This window comes from Photorhabdus antumapuensis (assembly GCF_020387775.1).
GTDB lineage: Bacteria > Pseudomonadota > Gammaproteobacteria > Enterobacterales > Enterobacteriaceae > Photorhabdus > Photorhabdus antumapuensis.
The window spans coordinates 33302-49025 of sequence record NZ_JAHZMK010000052.1; the positions used below are offsets into that span (position 1 = coordinate 33302).

Sequence of the window (15724 nt, forward strand, 5' to 3'; positions counted from 1 at the left end):
TTTTGTATAAGCTTGTAAGGATACAACGTTTTTTCATCGGATTTTCAAGGGAGGAATTTGCGGTATTTTACGATCTTCCTCATTCCTCCCTTGTCTGGATATTAATCCAAAATAATGTGCGGATAGAAGCGGGATAAATCTTGGGTTATCAGTTCACGGTCTTCACGCAAACCAATACCACAAGGCTGATCATTGACCAGCCAGCTACCAATCAGCGTATAACTGTCACCGAATTTTGGCAGTGTATGGAATTGCTGAATGATCATGCCTTCTTTACCGTAAGGGCCATCAGCACTGGCAATTTCCTTACCATTCTCAATGATACGGATATTCGCCCCTTCCCGTGAGAACAGTGGCTTAATAACATAGCTGTCCATTGCTGGAGGGTTATCATCAGCAAAATAAGCGGGTAACAGGTTTGGATGATTCGGAAACATCTTCCATAACATTGGTAGTAATGCTTTGTTGGAGATAATGCTCTTCCAGGCAGGTTCTAACCAGCGGACGCCGGCATCTTCCAGTTTGGTAGCGAAAATCTCACGAAACATCATCTCCCAAGGATAGAGTTTGAACAGATTGCTGATCACCTGGTCTTGCAGATCAGTAAACTGACCTTTCTCACCCAGACCGATGTCTTCGATAAACAAGAATTCAGTCGGAACACCGGCTTCCAGCGCACAATCCTGTAAGTACTGAATGGTACCGCGATCTTCTTGCGTATCTTGACAGCAGGCCATATGCAATAAGCCAAAACCATGTTCATCACGCAGCTGAGCAAAGCGTTCAATCAGCTGCTCTTGCATGCTGTTGAATTGATCGGCATGTGCTGGCAACAAACCGGCATTCATCTGATCTTCCAACCAGATCCATTGGAAAAAAGCAGATTCATACAGTGAAGTTGGCGTATCGGCATTATTTTCCAACAATTTTGCCGGGCTTTTACCATCGTAAGCCAAATCCAACCGGGAATAGAGTGACGGCTGGCTGGTAATCCAGGAACTGCGGACAAAATCCCAGCAATGTTTTGGGATCTGAAATTTAGTCAACAGTTCTTCACTATCGACCACTTTCTCTACCACCTGCAAACACATCTGATGCAGCTCGGCAGTGGTATTCTCGATTTCTTCAATTTGAGCAAGAGAAAACTGGTAATAAGCATCTTCACACCAGTATGGCTCGCCATGCATGGTGTGAAAATTAAAACCATATTCTGTTGCTTTCTCGCGCCAGTCCGAGCGCTCAGTAATAGCAATGCGTTTCATCCGTGATTAGCCTCCCATTGAACGTGAGGTAGAACCAGAAGAGGAACTACGCTGCATGGTTGACTGTTTTGCAACAGAGTCACCGAAGCCGCCACGGGTGACAGTTGTTGTTGTGGCGGGTTTTGGCGCCATAGCGGTTTTAGGAACCGTCATGGAACGGCCACCAGCAGTTGCAGGCCCATAGCTTTTGCCTGCCGCATCGACAAATTTACCGTTTGCCGGGCTGGCTGCGGATTTTGAGGTAAACAGCGGTTGTGATGGTGCTGCGCCGCCGCCCATCAGACGTCCCATCATAAAACCTGCCATCAGAGGCATCCAGAAGCTGCCACTTTGCTGCGGTTGGGCTTGTGCATTGCTATTCGCAGCTGTGCTGGAGCCATCCGGTGCACTGTTGCCAAGGCCCGCCTGTGCCGGAGCCTGAGTACATTGTGCTTCACCAAACTCAGCGATACAGTCTTCTTTGGTCGCATATTTAGGCGCTGTTTTTTCCGCTTCTTTCAACGCGTTGTTGTAAGTCAGATTACATTGTTCACTTTGTGATGGGTTTGCCTGAGAACAATCATCTGCATTCATGTAAAGAGAGACAGTTTCATCACTCTGTTCACAGGCAGATAACATGAAAACCGCACTGACAGCGATTGCCACAGGCGCAAGGCGATAACTGCGCCAGGCTTTACGGAATGTGTCGTGGTTAATATTTTTGGTCCGCTTTATTGTCATAGTCGTATACCCAGATTTTAGGTGTCTGTGATTCTTTAATGAAATAGCTCTAAGGATAGGGGAAATATGAGCAAAATTAAAGCATAAACCTTCGAATTGCTCGCTTGATTTTTTGTCTGACAAAGAGGTTGCCGGATATTGATTATCTGGTATTTCGTTTAATCTGGTTTTAATGTTGAAAAAATATCTATTTTTTAGAAAAATAGTGCCGTAATTAATATTTTGTAATATTAATCTTAATCTCATAAATTCCAGTGAGTTAAAGGTGGTTGAATATGTAATATGATGATGTAAGTGAATCTACTAATTATATTTTTTACTTTGTGTCTCCAGAGAATAATATTAAATTAATAACTTGTTGTTATTATATTATTGGTGTTGTATTTTCTATTTTAATTGAGGGGTTAAGTAGTATGGATAAAAGTCAATATTCAGAAAAATGGCAGACGAATTTTGCATTCTTTGAACAGAATGGTGCTCCTAAAACGCCTGAATACAAAGCTGCCATGAAAGTAGTACCCTCTATGCGTCGTATCTTGTTAAATATGAATTTTATTGCTTTCTTCTTTGGTTTTATTTACTTTTTTGTTTTAGATTTATGGCGGAAGAGTCTGATTTTATTTGGAGTTTCTGTTGTAGTGATGATTATATTGGGAGTTATTGAAGATGCTCTGAGTGTTGATATTCCTCCTGCTGTCGGAATGGGGATTAAATTTGCGTTTTCAGCAATATGGGGATATACCTACTATTTGAAAGAAAAGGTAAATAGTTAGAATTGGAATCCATTTGAAGGATTTTTTTAATTTATATGTTTTTCATTAAGAAAAATATCTGATTATTCTTTCAGGGCTCAATTGTAGTGGGTAAGAAATAAAACAGCCCGCTTGATGGCAGGCCGTTAATTAGGAAAGTGAAGGTCTGAATCAGTTACGACCAGAGGTTGCTGGCGTTGCCGTTTCCTGAACAATGCTGTTAGCGGAAGTTGAGAGCTGTTTACCTAGCGTATTATTCAGAGCAACTAAATCCTTCTCATTTAGCGTACCAATTGCGTGCTGAATATTCAGTTGATTAATCAGATAATCATAGCGGGCATTGGACAGCTTCTGTTTGGCATCGTACAACGTCGTAGTCGCATTCAGTACATCAACAATGGTACGTGTACCAACTTGATAACCCGCTTCCATTGCATCAAGTGAGCTTTGCGCGGAAACAACAAGTTGTTTATAGGCGTCGATACTGCTGATGGAAGCAGATATGTTGTTAAAGGAAGAACGGACAATTTGTACCACATTGCGGTAGGCGCTCTCTAATTGTTCGCTGGCGCTGACAAAACCATATTGTGCCTGTTCAACGCGGGAACTGGTTGCACCGCCGCTATAAATTGGCAGGCGAAGTGTCAGGCCAACGCTGTTGTCGCCATCATAGGAATTTCCAGGTTTGTTGCCCTGTTTATAGCCAGAACCGTGAATTTGACTGTTTGAAACGCCGGTGGAAGCGCCTAGTTCAATGGTTGGCATATGGCCGGTTTGGGCAGCTTTGATTTGCTCACGAGCCAAATCTTGGTCTAAACGGGCAGATAGCAGGCTCAAATTACGTTTTTCCGCCTCTTTAAGCAGAGTATCCACTGCGTCTGGTTTCTGTGTTTTGAAATGATCGATATTCAACGAGGCTAACTGTGGGTAATAAGTACCCGTAACTTGACGCAGGGCTTCTAATGCGTTGTCCAGATCATTTCGACCGGCAACTTCCTGAGCCAGCACATTATCATAGTTAGCGCGGGCGTTTTGGACATCAGTGATGGCAACCAGACCGACGTTAAAACGTTGAGTCGTTTGATCCAACTGGCGATAAATGGCCGCTTTCTGGGCTTCAATGTAGGAGAGCGTATCAATGGTACGCAGTACTTTGAAATAAGCTGTTGCACTATCCAGAATCAGTTTTTGTTCACTGCTTTGATAGGTAACATCAGCAATACCTGCCGTTTTTTCTTGTAAGTTCAATTGGCGCCATTTAGACATATCAAAAATGGTTTGAGTCAGCGTAAGTGTCGCGCTCAATGTATTGCTTTCTGTATCACGTTTATCGCGGTAACCACTGTTATAGGTGTATCCTGAATTTAATCCCAACAGAGGTAATAATGAACTACGGGATTCATTAATTTTTTCAAAAGCTGCATTGCGTTCAGCCATCGATTTACGTAGTTCAGGATTACTTTCTTTTGCTCGCTTATAAACCTGTAAAAGATCTTCAGCCTGACTAACCGAACTAAATCCCGCTAGGCTCATAGCGATAAAAAGGGAGAGCAGTTTCTTCATTTGCATTCCTTGTTGTGCAGCTATTTTGCTTAGTTGCCTTGATGAAAAACGAAATATCACTGATTCTAGCAGAGTATGCTATCAGCCAAAGATAGCTGTTTGTGCCATATTGCCTTAATTTAATTTAACTTTACACCGCCAAAGGATGAATTTTTTAACTCTGCTTGATTAATATCATCTTAGCGGTTAGCAAGTAAGGAACTATTTAGGAAAATTTTATGAATAAAAAGTGGTCAATGCCAGCCATGTTAGGTAAACAGGATGTAGAAATTATCACGAAAAAAAATTTATACAATGGATTCTTTAAACTGACAAATTACCGTTTCCGTCATCGCCTGTTTGCCGGTGGTTGGAGTGAAGAGGTTAGCCGTGAAGTTTTTGAGCGGGGCCATGCTGGTGCACTGTTGCCTTATGATCCACGTCGTGATGAGGTTGTGTTGATAGAGCAGATACGTATTCCGGCAATAGAGACGAAAGCAACACCGTGGTTACTGGAAATTGTTGCCGGTATGATTGAAGAGGGCGAAGATGTGGAACAGGTGGTGCGCCGCGAAACAATGGAAGAGGCAGGAATCGAAGTTAAACGTTGCAAACCGGTGTTGAGTTATCTCTCCAGCCCCGGAGGAACAACGGAACGTATCTCTGTGATGGTGGGGGAAGTGGATGCCACGACAGCTACTGGTATTCATGGATTATCTGGTGAACATGAAGATATTCGGGTGCATGTGGTCAGTCGTGAACAAGCTTATCATTGGATGGAAGAGGGAATTATTGATAATGCTGCTTCAGTTATTGCGATACAATGGCTGGCATTACACCATGAAAAGTTAAAAAAAGAATGGAATTCAGATAATTCCTAATTTTTAACCGAGAAAAGGGAAGTGTGTGCCAGTCAGCAGATCTCTTGCGTTAAAACGAGTTATGATGCTCGCCGATGACTTATAGGACAAGGAAACCATTTGGAAAGCCAGTTTGAACTGCCTGTGGTAGAGGGAACCACAGCCAAAATATTGCAAATAACAGATACGCATCTTTTTGCCAGCAAAGAAGATACTTTATTGGGTATCAATACTTATCGCAGTTACCAAGCGGTGTTGGATGCCATCCTCAAGCAAAATGCTGATATTGATTTAATCGTAGCGACAGGTGATTTGGCGCAGGATCAGTCGCTGGAAGCTTATCAACATTTTGCTGATGGTATTGCCCGTTTACCGGCACCTTGTGTCTGGTTGCCCGGTAATCATGATTACCAGCCTGCGATGGTGGATGCCTTGGCGGCGGCTGGCGTTTCTCCGTCGAAACAGATTTTAGTCGGTAAGCCCTGGCAACTTTTGATGCTTGATAGTCAGGTGCAGGGCGTTCCTCACGGGGAGTTGTCGGAATATCAGCTTGAATGGATGAAAAAGTGCCTGGATAGGCACCCTGAACGTTACACGGTGATCCTGCTTCATCATCATCCATTACCATCAGGTTGCACCTGGCTGGATCAGCATAGTTTGCGCAATTCACATATTCTGGCACAGTATCTGCAAGGTTATTCACGGGTTAAGGCGATGCTTTGTGGGCATATACATCAGGAGATGGATCTGGATTGGAATGGCATCCGTATGATGGCGACACCATCGACCTGTGTGCAATTCAAACCACATTGTACCAATTTTATGCTTGATACCGTTGCTCCGGGATGGCGTTATCTCGAATTGTCTGTTGCCGATAATGGCGAATTTGGTTTGACAACTCAGGTCTATAGACTGGAAAGTAATGAGTTCTGCCCTGATTTAGATTCGGATGGATATTAGGTTGTGTTTGTCTCCTTGTATTGCTGTGTTACTCTCTGCTTATTGGATTTGCCAAGCCTCACCATCTGTGGCGTGTCGCACAGGAGCATAGTGGCCGGTGGTATTTATGCACAATCGAGGGGCACGGCCTGATGTCAACGTTACTCTATTTGCACGGTTTTAATAGTTCCCCGCAGTCTGCAAAAGCCAATGCCTTAAAAGCGTGGCTGCATCAGCATCATCCTGAAATTGACATGCTGGTGCCTCAGTTACCCCCTTATCCTGAAGAAGTGGCCGAGCTGCTAGAAAATCTGGTGATGGAGCATGCCGGGGATGATTTGGGTATCGTTGGCTCTTCTCTCGGTGGTTATTTGGCGATATGGCTTTCACAATGTTTCAGCTTGCCCGCTGTGGTTGTCAATCCAGCTGTGCGTCCGTTTGAATTACTGCGGGATTATTTCGGGGAAAATATTAACCCCTATACTAACCAACGATATACGTTGGAACCGCGCCATATTCATGATCTCAAAAGCATGCGGATTGAACCGTTGGAGTCACCGGATCTCATCTGGTTATTGCAACAAACCGGAGATGAGGTGCTGGATTACCGCCAGGCGGTTGCTTATCTGGTATTATGTAAGCAAACTATTGAATCTGGTGGTAATCATGCCTTTATCGGATTTGAACACTATTTCCCACAAATCATCAACTTTCTTGGGCTTTCTAATGATGGCGAGAAAAAACTTGCCAAAAATGTTTGAACGACTGGTATTATCACCAGTATACAAAACTGATTAGCCTTTTAATCAAGAAGCAACCAACAGAATTACAACATGACTCAATCTAGTTACAACGCAGATGCCATTGAAGTTCTCAGTGGTCTGGAACCGGTTCGCCGTCGTCCGGGAATGTACACTGATACAACGCGTCCGAACCATTTGGCACAGGAAGTGATTGATAACAGCGTGGACGAAGCTTTGGCGGGTCACGCTAAACATATTGAAGTGATCCTTCATAGCGATCAGTCACTGGAGGTCATTGATGATGGCCGTGGCATGCCGGTTGATATTCATCCAGAAGAAGGGGTTTCAGCGGTTGAATTGATCCTGAGCCGCTTACATGCCGGTGGTAAGTTTTCGAATAAAAACTATCAGTTTTCTGGTGGTCTCCACGGTGTGGGGATCTCGGTGGTTAACGCTTTGTCCAAGCGGATTGAAGTCACCGTTCGCCGTAACAGCCAAATTTATCAGATCGCTTTTGAAAATGGCGATAAAGTACAAGAGTTGGCCGTGATTGGCAGTTGCGGTAAACGTAACACCGGTACCAGTGTTCACTTCTGGCCTGATGAAAGTTTCTTTGACAGCCCACGTTTCTCGGTTTCCCGTTTGACCCATTTGTTGAAAGCGAAAGCGGTTTTATGTCCGGGAGTGGAAATTGTTTTTAAAGATAAGATTAACGATACCGAACAGAAATGGTGTTATGCCGATGGTCTGACTGACTATCTAATGGTTGCGGTTAATGGCCTGATAACATTGCCGGAAGCGCCTTTTGTCGGTACTTTCAGTGGTGCGACCGAAGCGGTTGATTGGGCGCTGCTCTGGTTGCCGGAAGGAGGGGATCTCCTGACTGAGAGTTATGTGAACCTCATCCCGACGATGCAGGGCGGTACCCATGTAAACGGGCTGCGTCAAGGGTTACTGGATGCCGTGCGTGAATTTTGTGAATTCCGCAATATCCTGCCACGCGGTGTGAAGCTCTCTGCCGATGATATCTGGGATCGCTGTACTTATGTTCTGTCGGTAAAAATGCAGGACCCGCAATTTGCTGGTCAGACGAAAGAACGCCTCTCTTCGCGCCAATCTGCCGCCTTTGTTTCTGGTGTTGTCAAAGATGCTTTTAGCTTATGGCTGAACCAGAACGTTCAGGAAGCAGAGCAGTTGGCTGAACTGGCGATCGCCAGCGCACAGCGCAGAATGCGCGCCGCGAAAAAGGTTGTGCGTAAAAAACTGACCAGTGGCCCTGCGTTACCGGGAAAACTGGCTGACTGCACATCACAGGATCTGAATCTCACTGAGTTATTTTTGGTGGAAGGGGATTCTGCGGGCGGCTCGGCGAAGCAGGCCCGTGATCGTGAGTATCAGGCGATCATGCCCTTGAAAGGGAAAATTCTGAATACCTGGGAAGTCTCTTCGGATGAAGTGTTAGCGTCACAGGAAGTCCATGATATTTCAGTCGCTATTGGCATCGATCCGGATAGCCACGATCTCAGCCAGTTACGCTATGGTAAAGTCTGTATTCTGGCGGATGCCGACTCAGATGGCTTGCATATTGCGACGCTGTTGTGTGCATTGTTTGTCCGCCACTTCCCAACATTGGTTAAGAATGGCCATGTTTATATGGCAATGCCGCCCTTATATCGTATCGATTTGGGTAAAGAAGTGTATTACGCACTGGATGAAGAAGAGAAGATGGCGGTGCTGGATCGCCTAAGCCGCAAACGGGGTAAGCCTAACGTACAGCGCTTTAAAGGGTTGGGTGAGATGAACCCACTGCAACTGCGTGAAACGACGTTAGACCCGAATACCCGCCGTCTGGTGCAATTGACTATCAATGATGAAAATTATCAGGAAACCTTCTCTGTGATGGATATGCTTCTGGCGAAGAAGCGTTCAGAAGATCGCCGTAACTGGCTGCAAGATAAGGGTGATACTGTGGAAATTGAAGTATAGCGCCCACAGGGATAGTCAAAGAATATTCTGAGGAAATTAACGAATGAGTGAGATAACTCACGATGGCGTGGAGCGTTTGCCGCTCCACTCGTTTACTGAAAACGCCTATTTGAACTACTCCATGTACGTCATCATGGACAGGGCGCTGCCTTTTATCGGTGATGGTTTGAAACCGGTTCAGCGCCGTATTGTTTATGCCATGTCAGAACTTGGGCTGAACAATACCGCTAAATTTAAGAAATCCGCCCGTACCGTGGGTGATGTATTGGGTAAATACCATCCACATGGTGATGGTGCCTGTTATGAAGCTATGGTGCTGATGGCGCAGCCATTCTCTTACCGTTATCCGCTGGTGGATGGGCAAGGAAACTGGGGGGCGCCGGATGATCCTAAATCTTTCGCCGCGATGCGTTATACCGAATCCCGTCTGTCCAAATATGCAGAATTGTTGCTGACGGAATTAGGTCACGGCACTGTTGACTGGGTACCGAATTTTGACGGCACATTGCAGGAACCGAAAATGTTGCCGGCGCGTTTGCCAAATATTCTGCTGAATGGCACCACCGGTATTGCGGTAGGTATGGCGACAGATATCCCGCCTCATAACGCCCGTGAAGTGGCGAATGCCCTGGTTACGCTGCTGGATAAGCCACAGAGTTCCCTCGATGATCTGATGGAACATGTTAAAGGTCCTGATTATCCGACCGAAGCGGAGATCATCACGTCGCACGAAGATATCCGTAAAATTTATAAAAGTGGCCGTGGTTCGGTACGGATGCGAGCTGTTTGGTCAAAAGAAGATGGCAATGTGGTGATCACTGCGCTGCCACATCAGGTTTCTGGTGCCAAAGTATTGGAACAGATCGCTAACCAAATGCGAGCTAAAAAGCTGCCTATGGTTGATGACTTACGTGATGAATCTGATCATGAAAATCCAACTCGTCTGGTTATTGTCCCTCGTACCAACCGGGTTGATTTGGAGCAGGTGATGAATCATCTGTTTGCGACCACAGATTTGGAAAAGAGTTATCGCGTCAACCTGAATATGATCGGATTGGATAACCGTCCGACCGTGAAAGGGCTGGTTGAGATCCTCTCCGAATGGTTGGTATTCCGCCGGGAAACGGTTCGTAAGCGTTTGAACCATCGTTTGGAAAAAGTCCTTAAGCGCCTACATGTGCTGGAAGGCTTACTGATAGCATTTCTCAATATTGATGAAGTCATTCACATTATCCGTAGTGAAGATGAGCCAAAACCGGTATTAATGTCACGTTTTGGTTTAAGTGAGACGCAAACGGAAGCCATTCTTGAGCTGAAATTACGTCACTTAGCTAAACTGGAAGAAGTGAAAATCCGTGGCGAACAGAATGAGCTGGCAAAAGAGCGCGATAAGTTACAGGCGATTTTGGGCTCTGAGCGCAAACTGAACACGCTGTTGAAGAAAGAGATTGTGGCTGATGCGGCCACTTATGGTGATGAGCGTCGTTCTCCAATGAGAGAGCGTGATGAAGCCAAAGCGATGAGTGAGCATGACATTACACCTTCTGAGCCGGTGACAATCGTATTGTCCGAGATGGGTTGGGTACGTAGTGCGAAAGGCCACGATATCGATCCGGCCGGGCTAAATTACAAAGCAGGCGATAGCTTCCGTGGGGCGGCTCGTGGTAAGAGCAATCAGCCGGTGGTTTTTATTGATACAACAGGTCGCAGTTACTCGCTTGATTCGCGGGATTTGCCTTCTGCCAGAGGGCAGGGGGAACCACTAACGGGCAAATTGACTTTACCCGCCGGGGCAACGGTAGAACATGTACTGATGGCGCCGGATGAACAGAAGTTTCTGATGGTCTCTGATGCTGGTTATGGCTTTATCTGTACTTTTAGTGATTTGGTTGCTAAAAACCGAGCAGGTAAAGCACTGATTACATTGCCGGAAAATGCTCGCGTCATGACGCCGCTGGAAATTAATAACCCGCAGGATGATATGTTACTGGCAATTACCAGCGCAGGCCGGATGTTAATGTTCCCGGTTGCAGATTTGCCGCAACTTTCAAAAGGGAAAGGGAATAAGATAATTTCTGTTCAGTCAGCCGCGGAAAATGACCTGTTGAGTTGGTTATTGATACTATCGCCACAATCGTCTATTACACTTTACTTTGGAAAACGTAAATTGACGTTGCGTCCTGAAGATCTTCAAAAATTCCGTGCAGAACGTGGTCGTAAGGGAACACCTCTGCCTCGTGGGTTGCAGCGTATTGAACGGGTTCAAGTTGAAACACCATCTGCTATTGGCGTAACTAAATAGTGGGATTAAATATACCTAACGGGCTAAAGGGGCCCGTTAAATAAGAGGGGACTATGTTAGCAATTATTCGCGGCATTATTGTTATTTTGTTTTCGATTGTAGTGTGTGTCTCTGGTGCTATTTACTGTTTATTCAGACCACGTCACCCTGACCATGTTATGGTGTTTGGTAATATGTTTGGCCGGTTGTCGAAAATATTTGGTGTCAAAATTATTGAACGTATTCCTGCTGAAGCCAGGCATTATGGTCCGAGTATCTACATTGGTAACCACCAAAACAACTATGACATGATAACCATGTCCAATGCGGTTCAGCCGGGCACAGTGACGGTAGGTAAAAAAACGTTGGTGCTGATCCCATTTTTTGGTCAGCTTTATTGGTTGGCTGGCAATATTCTGATTGATCGTGCTAACCGCGCTAAAGCACATGGGACGATCACCCAGGTTGTGGAGCAGATTAAAAATCGTCGTCTTTCTGTTTGGATGTTTCCGGAAGGGACACGTAGTCGTGGCCGTGGTTTGTTGCCGTTTAAAACCGGCGCGTTCCATGCTGCGATCTCGGCGGGAGTGCCGATTGTCCCGGTCTGCGTTTCGTCCATCACTAATGGCAATATTAAGCTGAATCGCTGGAATAATGGTTCCGTCATTGTCGAAATGTTGCCCCCCATTGATACTTCTGGATATACCAAAGAGCAGGTGCGTGAGCTGGCAGAATATTGTCATAAAGTGATGGAAGCTAAAATAGCCGCGTTGGATGAGGAATTGGCTGCAATGGAGAAACAGGGCAAGTACTCATAATAGGTTATTTTTGACCACTCTTTTATAATAAAGTGTGGGACTGACAAAGGCGATAGCTTTTAAGCGTACTTTAATCCTCACATATTTAGTATATGTGAGGATTTTTGTTCGTTGTCCATGACCACAATTTATTATTAGTTGGAAATGACATGTCCTGATCACTGACAGGGAGAGATTCGTGTAATGCATTCAGATAGTTTAATTCCCTTCATATTCGCGTTATGATGAGCGCTTGATAAATAATGTTTTTGTTAAGCGCAATCAAAAGGATAATAAGCTTTAATAACTTCAATAATGAGTTATTCGCTGCCGGGGTGAATAATTGCAGTGTCTCAACTATTTCTGAGGCATATAAACCCGGAGTTTAATTAGGTTTGTCGCGGAGAAAATATGTCATTTAGTCGGCGCCAATTTATTCAGGTATCAGGCTTGGCGATGTGTATCGGAGCCGCTCCTCTATTGGTTCGGGCCAGCAAAAATCAGCAGACTGCTTTGCCTGTTCCCCCTTTATTGGAATCCCGTGGTGGGCAGCCGTTATTTCTGACTTTACAAAAAGCGCATTGGACTTTTGATGGACAATATAAAACCAGTGTATGGGGAATTAATGGCCAATACCTTGGTCCGACTGTACGGGTTCATAAAAACGATGATGTCAAACTGATATACAGTAATCGGTTAGCGGAGCCGGTTTCGATGACTGTCAGTGGATTACAATTACCGGGTACGTTGACCGGTGGGGTTGCCCGTCAGATTTCTCCGGGGTCTGACTGGTCGCCAGTGTTGCCTATTCGTCAGCAGGCGGCAACTTGCTGGTATCATGCCAATACACCTAATCGGATGGCACCACATGTTTATAAAGGTTTGGCTGGCATGTGGTTGGTAGAAGATGAAACCAGCCGCCATTTGCCGTTGCCAAAACACTATGGTGTTAATGATTTCCCGGTTATTCTTCAAGATAAACGGTTGGATAACTTTGGGGTTCCTGAGTATCAGCCGGCCTCTGATAGTGGATTTATCGGTAATACTCTGTTAGTTAATGGCGTACAGAATCCTTTTATTGAGGTATCTCGTGGCTGGATCCGTTTACGTTTACTCAATGCATCCAATGCCCGCCGATATCAGTTACAGATCGGTGATGGCCGTCCTTTCTATATGATAGGTACTGATTTGGGGCTGCTACCTGCGCCGATAGCCGTTCAGCAACTCTCCCTTGCGCCAGGAGAACGGCGTGAGGTATTAATTGATATGTCCAAAGAGGATGAAGTAGTTGTTACCGCCGGTGAATCAGCCGGGGTACTCGATAAGTTACGTGGGTTGTTTGAACCATCCACAGTGTTGATTTCCAGCACCGTTCTGACCATTAAAGCAACCGGTTTATTATCTTTGGTGACAGATAATCTCCCATCTCGTCTGGTTGATGATATTACGCCAGTTTCCAATGCAATCCGTAACCGGGAAATTTATCTTGATGATAATACGCCTGGAATAAACGGTGCGTTATGGGATATGAATCGGGTGGATATTACTAGCCAGCAAGGAACGTGGGAGCGTTGGATCGTAAATGCCTCTGCCCCACAACCATTCCATATTGAAGGTGTGCGGTTTAAGGTGATTAACCACAACGGTGAGGCACCTCAACCGCAAGATTATGGTTGGAAGGATACTGTTTGGGTTGATGGGCGAGTGGAATTACTGGTTTATATGAACCAGCCATCTTATGAACACTTCCCATTCCTGTATTACAGCCAGATTCTGGAAATGGCCGATCGCGGCTCTGTTGGGCAGTTAGTGACTATACCGGCCAATCAATAAATGAAAGCCCAGGTGATTGATAATCGGTAGAACCATGAAAATAGCTCAGTAAAATCGGGGCGCGGCGTTGATGCCGCGCACGTTTTAACTCGGCTTTGCCCATTATCACCCTATCAATTTCACCCTATCAATTTTATCAGCCGTTTTTCAGCGCGGATTATTAGCGTTATTTTGATCAAGAAGCTGAATGAATTCACTGAAATCAACGAATGTTTCAGGGGTTGGACCCAGACGTTTACCGATATCTAGCGTAGTCATCGCGGTTAAATCTTCTTTTTCTAGTTTGAAGTCGAACACATCAAAGTTCTCTTTAATTCTCGATAACGTGGTTGATTTTGGGATCACAATCATACCGTTATCAATGTGCCAGCGGATAACAACTTGCGCGGGTGTTTTGCCATACTTTTGTGCCAGATGTTGAACCAGTTGATTATCAAATACGTTTTCACCGCCTTGTGCCAGCGGACTCCAGGATTCGGTAACGATATTATGTGTGGCATTCCAGGCATGAAGCTGACGTTGCTGTAACAGCGGGTGCAACTCAATCTGGTTAATGACGGGATGAACGCCGGTTTCATTGATCAGTCGCTGGATATGTTCAGGCTGGAAGTTAGAGACACCGATACTGCGAATAAGCCCCTCTTTCTGCAATTCAATCAATTGTTGCCAAGTACCAACATATTGATCTTGCGGTGGCGCAGGCCAGTGAATGAGGTAAAGATCAACATAATCCAGTTGCAACTTCTCCAGACTTTCAGCCAAGGCAGCGCGGGCATCAAGGTGTCTGTCATTCCACAATTTGGTTGTAATAAAAATATCTTCACGGGGGATATCTGTTTCTTGTAACGCGTTGCCCACGCCTTTCTCATTGTTGTAGATAGCGGCGGTATCAATTGCCCGATAACCGATATCCAGTGCAGCATGGATTGTTTCTGCTATCTGTTGGTCATCTGCGGCCCATGATCCAAGCCCCAATTGTGGCATATGATTTCCATCAGCAAGTCTGATAATAGGTTGATTATACATTACTAACTCCTATAAAAAGATAGACTTAAAATATCAGTTAAAATTATGGCGATTGATATTAAGTTGATATTAAGCGTAATTGAAGAAAGTAATACAATTGGCGTGATCTAAGCCATGTATTATGTCAATACATGGCTAAATACATGAATTAACCGGATTGGTGACGCATCAATACCAAGAATATCACTTAGTGGCTGAGCCTTAGTCCATATAATATTGGTACATTAAGTTAAGGATAAAAATCCTGTGGCTGCTTGTAAACCATAATGACTTTTATTTACGTTTTGCCGCCGAGATTTTCTTGTGGCGCCAGTACATCAATAGAGAGGCGCTTAAACCACTTAACAACAGCACCATGGGTAAAATAATCAAAATATTCATCACCAGATCTTGGTGATTTTTAATAAATGGGATCTGATTGAGGAGATAACCAAAACCGACCACGATGACAACCCATAGCAGGCCACTCAACCAGTTAAAAACTTGAAAACGTTTACTGTTAAGGCCGGATATACCCGCCAATGTTGGTAACAGAGTGCGGACAAAAGCCAAAAAACGGCCAATCAGTAAAGCGGCCAAACCATGTTTGAAAAACAGCTCGTTAGCTCGTTGGCGATACTGAATAGGAAGTTGTGCCAACCAATCCTTAACTCGTTTGGTATCACCGAGCCATAACCCTTGAAGATAGCCGAGCCAGCAACCGATACTTGCCGCTGCGGTTAGTATAAAAACGGTTGGGATAAAACTCATGACTCCCTTGGCAATTAATGCACCGGCAAGGATTAACAGAGTATCCCCGGGTAGAAAAGCGGCAGGTAATAAGCCATTTTCCAGAACCAGTGTCACGAATAGAATGCCATAGATAATCCAGAGAACATCGGGGTTGGCAAGTTTAGAAAAGTCATGCTGCCATAATGCTTGCATGATCCCGTTTAGTACTTCCATTGCTTATCCTGTGACTGTTATATACCCTTCATCTTTCA

Annotated in this window: 13 protein-coding genes; 8 read left to right on the forward strand and 5 right to left on the reverse strand. The window is 44.9% G+C overall.

Annotated elements, in window-relative coordinates; genetic code table 11:
- Window positions 1-101 precede the first annotated feature (101 nt).
- Window positions 102-1262 (reverse strand): glutathionylspermidine synthase family protein, encoded by a 1161-nt coding sequence (locus tag KZ793_RS18770; protein ID WP_225816712.1) that lies wholly within the window; start codon window positions 1260-1262, stop codon window positions 102-104.
- Between the two features lie 6 nt (window positions 1263-1268).
- A complete protein-coding gene (locus tag KZ793_RS18775) occupies window positions 1269-1982 on the reverse strand; it encodes a DUF1190 family protein (RefSeq protein ID WP_225816713.1) in 714 nt (237 codons plus the stop codon).
- A gap of 413 nt (window positions 1983-2395) precedes the next feature.
- On the opposite strand from KZ793_RS18775, the gene KZ793_RS18780 reads away from it, so the two are divergent.
- Entirely contained in the window at window positions 2396-2755 is a 360-nt protein-coding gene (locus KZ793_RS18780; RefSeq protein WP_225816714.1) for a DUF2628 domain-containing protein, read from the forward strand.
- A gap of 150 nt (window positions 2756-2905) precedes the next feature.
- Here KZ793_RS18780 and tolC read toward each other — a convergent pair whose 3' ends face one another.
- Complete coding sequence (tolC, locus tag KZ793_RS18785; RefSeq protein WP_225816715.1) at window positions 2906-4297, reverse strand: outer membrane channel protein TolC; 1392 nt, start codon at window positions 4295-4297, stop codon at window positions 2906-2908.
- A gap of 218 nt (window positions 4298-4515) precedes the next feature.
- Between tolC and nudF the strand changes: the two genes are divergently transcribed.
- The 7 genes from nudF to ftsP all read left to right on the forward strand — a co-directional run bounded on the left by nudF (window position 4516) and on the right by ftsP (window position 13715).
- Window positions 4516-5157 (forward strand): ADP-ribose diphosphatase, encoded by a 642-nt coding sequence (gene nudF / locus KZ793_RS18790; protein ID WP_225816716.1) that lies wholly within the window; start codon window positions 4516-4518, stop codon window positions 5155-5157.
- Between the two features lie 99 nt (window positions 5158-5256).
- Window positions 5257-6096 carry a 3',5'-cyclic-AMP phosphodiesterase gene (cpdA, locus tag KZ793_RS18795; RefSeq protein WP_225816717.1) on the forward strand — a complete coding sequence of 280 codons (840 nt, stop codon included), beginning with the start codon at window positions 5257-5259 and terminating at the stop codon, window positions 6094-6096.
- Window positions 6097-6227: 131 nt separating this feature from the next.
- Entirely contained in the window at window positions 6228-6836 is a 609-nt protein-coding gene (gene yqiA / locus KZ793_RS18800; RefSeq protein ID WP_225816718.1) for an esterase YqiA, read from the forward strand.
- A 72-nt stretch (window positions 6837-6908) separates the two neighbouring features.
- Entirely contained in the window at window positions 6909-8804 is a 1896-nt protein-coding gene (parE, locus tag KZ793_RS18805; protein ID WP_225816719.1) for a DNA topoisomerase IV subunit B, read from the forward strand.
- A 43-nt stretch (window positions 8805-8847) separates the two neighbouring features.
- Window positions 8848-11106, forward strand: a complete 2259-nt coding sequence (gene parC, locus KZ793_RS18810; protein ID WP_225816720.1) for a DNA topoisomerase IV subunit A — start codon at window positions 8848-8850, stop codon at window positions 11104-11106.
- Window positions 11107-11159: 53 nt separating this feature from the next.
- Entirely contained in the window at window positions 11160-11903 is a 744-nt protein-coding gene (locus KZ793_RS18815; RefSeq protein ID WP_225816721.1) for a 1-acylglycerol-3-phosphate O-acyltransferase, read from the forward strand.
- A 390-nt stretch (window positions 11904-12293) separates the two neighbouring features.
- On the forward strand, window positions 12294-13715 hold the full coding sequence (ftsP, locus tag KZ793_RS18820) for a cell division protein FtsP (RefSeq protein ID WP_225816722.1): 1422 nt from the start codon (window positions 12294-12296) through the stop codon (window positions 13713-13715).
- A gap of 147 nt (window positions 13716-13862) precedes the next feature.
- Here the strand turns inward: ftsP and dkgA are convergent, their stop codons facing one another.
- Both dkgA and KZ793_RS18830 read right to left on the reverse strand, forming a co-directional pair.
- On the reverse strand, window positions 13863-14741 hold the full coding sequence (dkgA, locus tag KZ793_RS18825) for a 2,5-didehydrogluconate reductase DkgA (RefSeq protein ID WP_225816723.1): 879 nt from the start codon (window positions 14739-14741) through the stop codon (window positions 13863-13865).
- Between the two features lie 273 nt (window positions 14742-15014).
- A complete protein-coding gene (locus KZ793_RS18830; RefSeq protein ID WP_225816724.1) occupies window positions 15015-15686 on the reverse strand; it encodes a DedA family protein in 672 nt (223 codons plus the stop codon).
- Window positions 15687-15724 lie beyond the last annotated feature (38 nt).

Bases quoted from the DNA above. Each gene is read 5' to 3' on its own strand.
- KZ793_RS18770 (WP_225816712.1), bottom strand. From the start codon at position 1,262: ATGAAACGCATTGCTATTACTGAGCGCTCGGACTGGCGCGAGAAAGCA.
- KZ793_RS18775 (WP_225816713.1), bottom strand. From the start codon at position 1,982: ATGACAATAAAGCGGACCAAAAATATTAACCACGACACATTCCGTAAA.
- KZ793_RS18780 (WP_225816714.1), top strand. From the start codon at position 2,396: ATGGATAAAAGTCAATATTCAGAAAAATGGCAGACGAATTTTGCATTC.
- tolC (WP_225816715.1), bottom strand. From the start codon at position 4,297: ATGAAGAAACTGCTCTCCCTTTTTATCGCTATGAGCCTAGCGGGATTT.
- nudF (WP_225816716.1), top strand. From the start codon at position 4,516: ATGAATAAAAAGTGGTCAATGCCAGCCATGTTAGGTAAACAGGATGTA.
- yqiA (WP_225816718.1), top strand. From the start codon at position 6,228: ATGTCAACGTTACTCTATTTGCACGGTTTTAATAGTTCCCCGCAGTCT.
- parE (WP_225816719.1), top strand. From the start codon at position 6,909: ATGACTCAATCTAGTTACAACGCAGATGCCATTGAAGTTCTCAGTGGT.
- parC (WP_225816720.1), top strand. From the start codon at position 8,848: ATGAGTGAGATAACTCACGATGGCGTGGAGCGTTTGCCGCTCCACTCG.
- KZ793_RS18815 (WP_225816721.1), top strand. From the start codon at position 11,160: ATGTTAGCAATTATTCGCGGCATTATTGTTATTTTGTTTTCGATTGTA.
- ftsP (WP_225816722.1), top strand. From the start codon at position 12,294: ATGTCATTTAGTCGGCGCCAATTTATTCAGGTATCAGGCTTGGCGATG.
- dkgA (WP_225816723.1), bottom strand. From the start codon at position 14,741: ATGTATAATCAACCTATTATCAGACTTGCTGATGGAAATCATATGCCA.
- KZ793_RS18830 (WP_225816724.1), bottom strand. From the start codon at position 15,686: ATGGAAGTACTAAACGGGATCATGCAAGCATTATGGCAGCATGACTTT.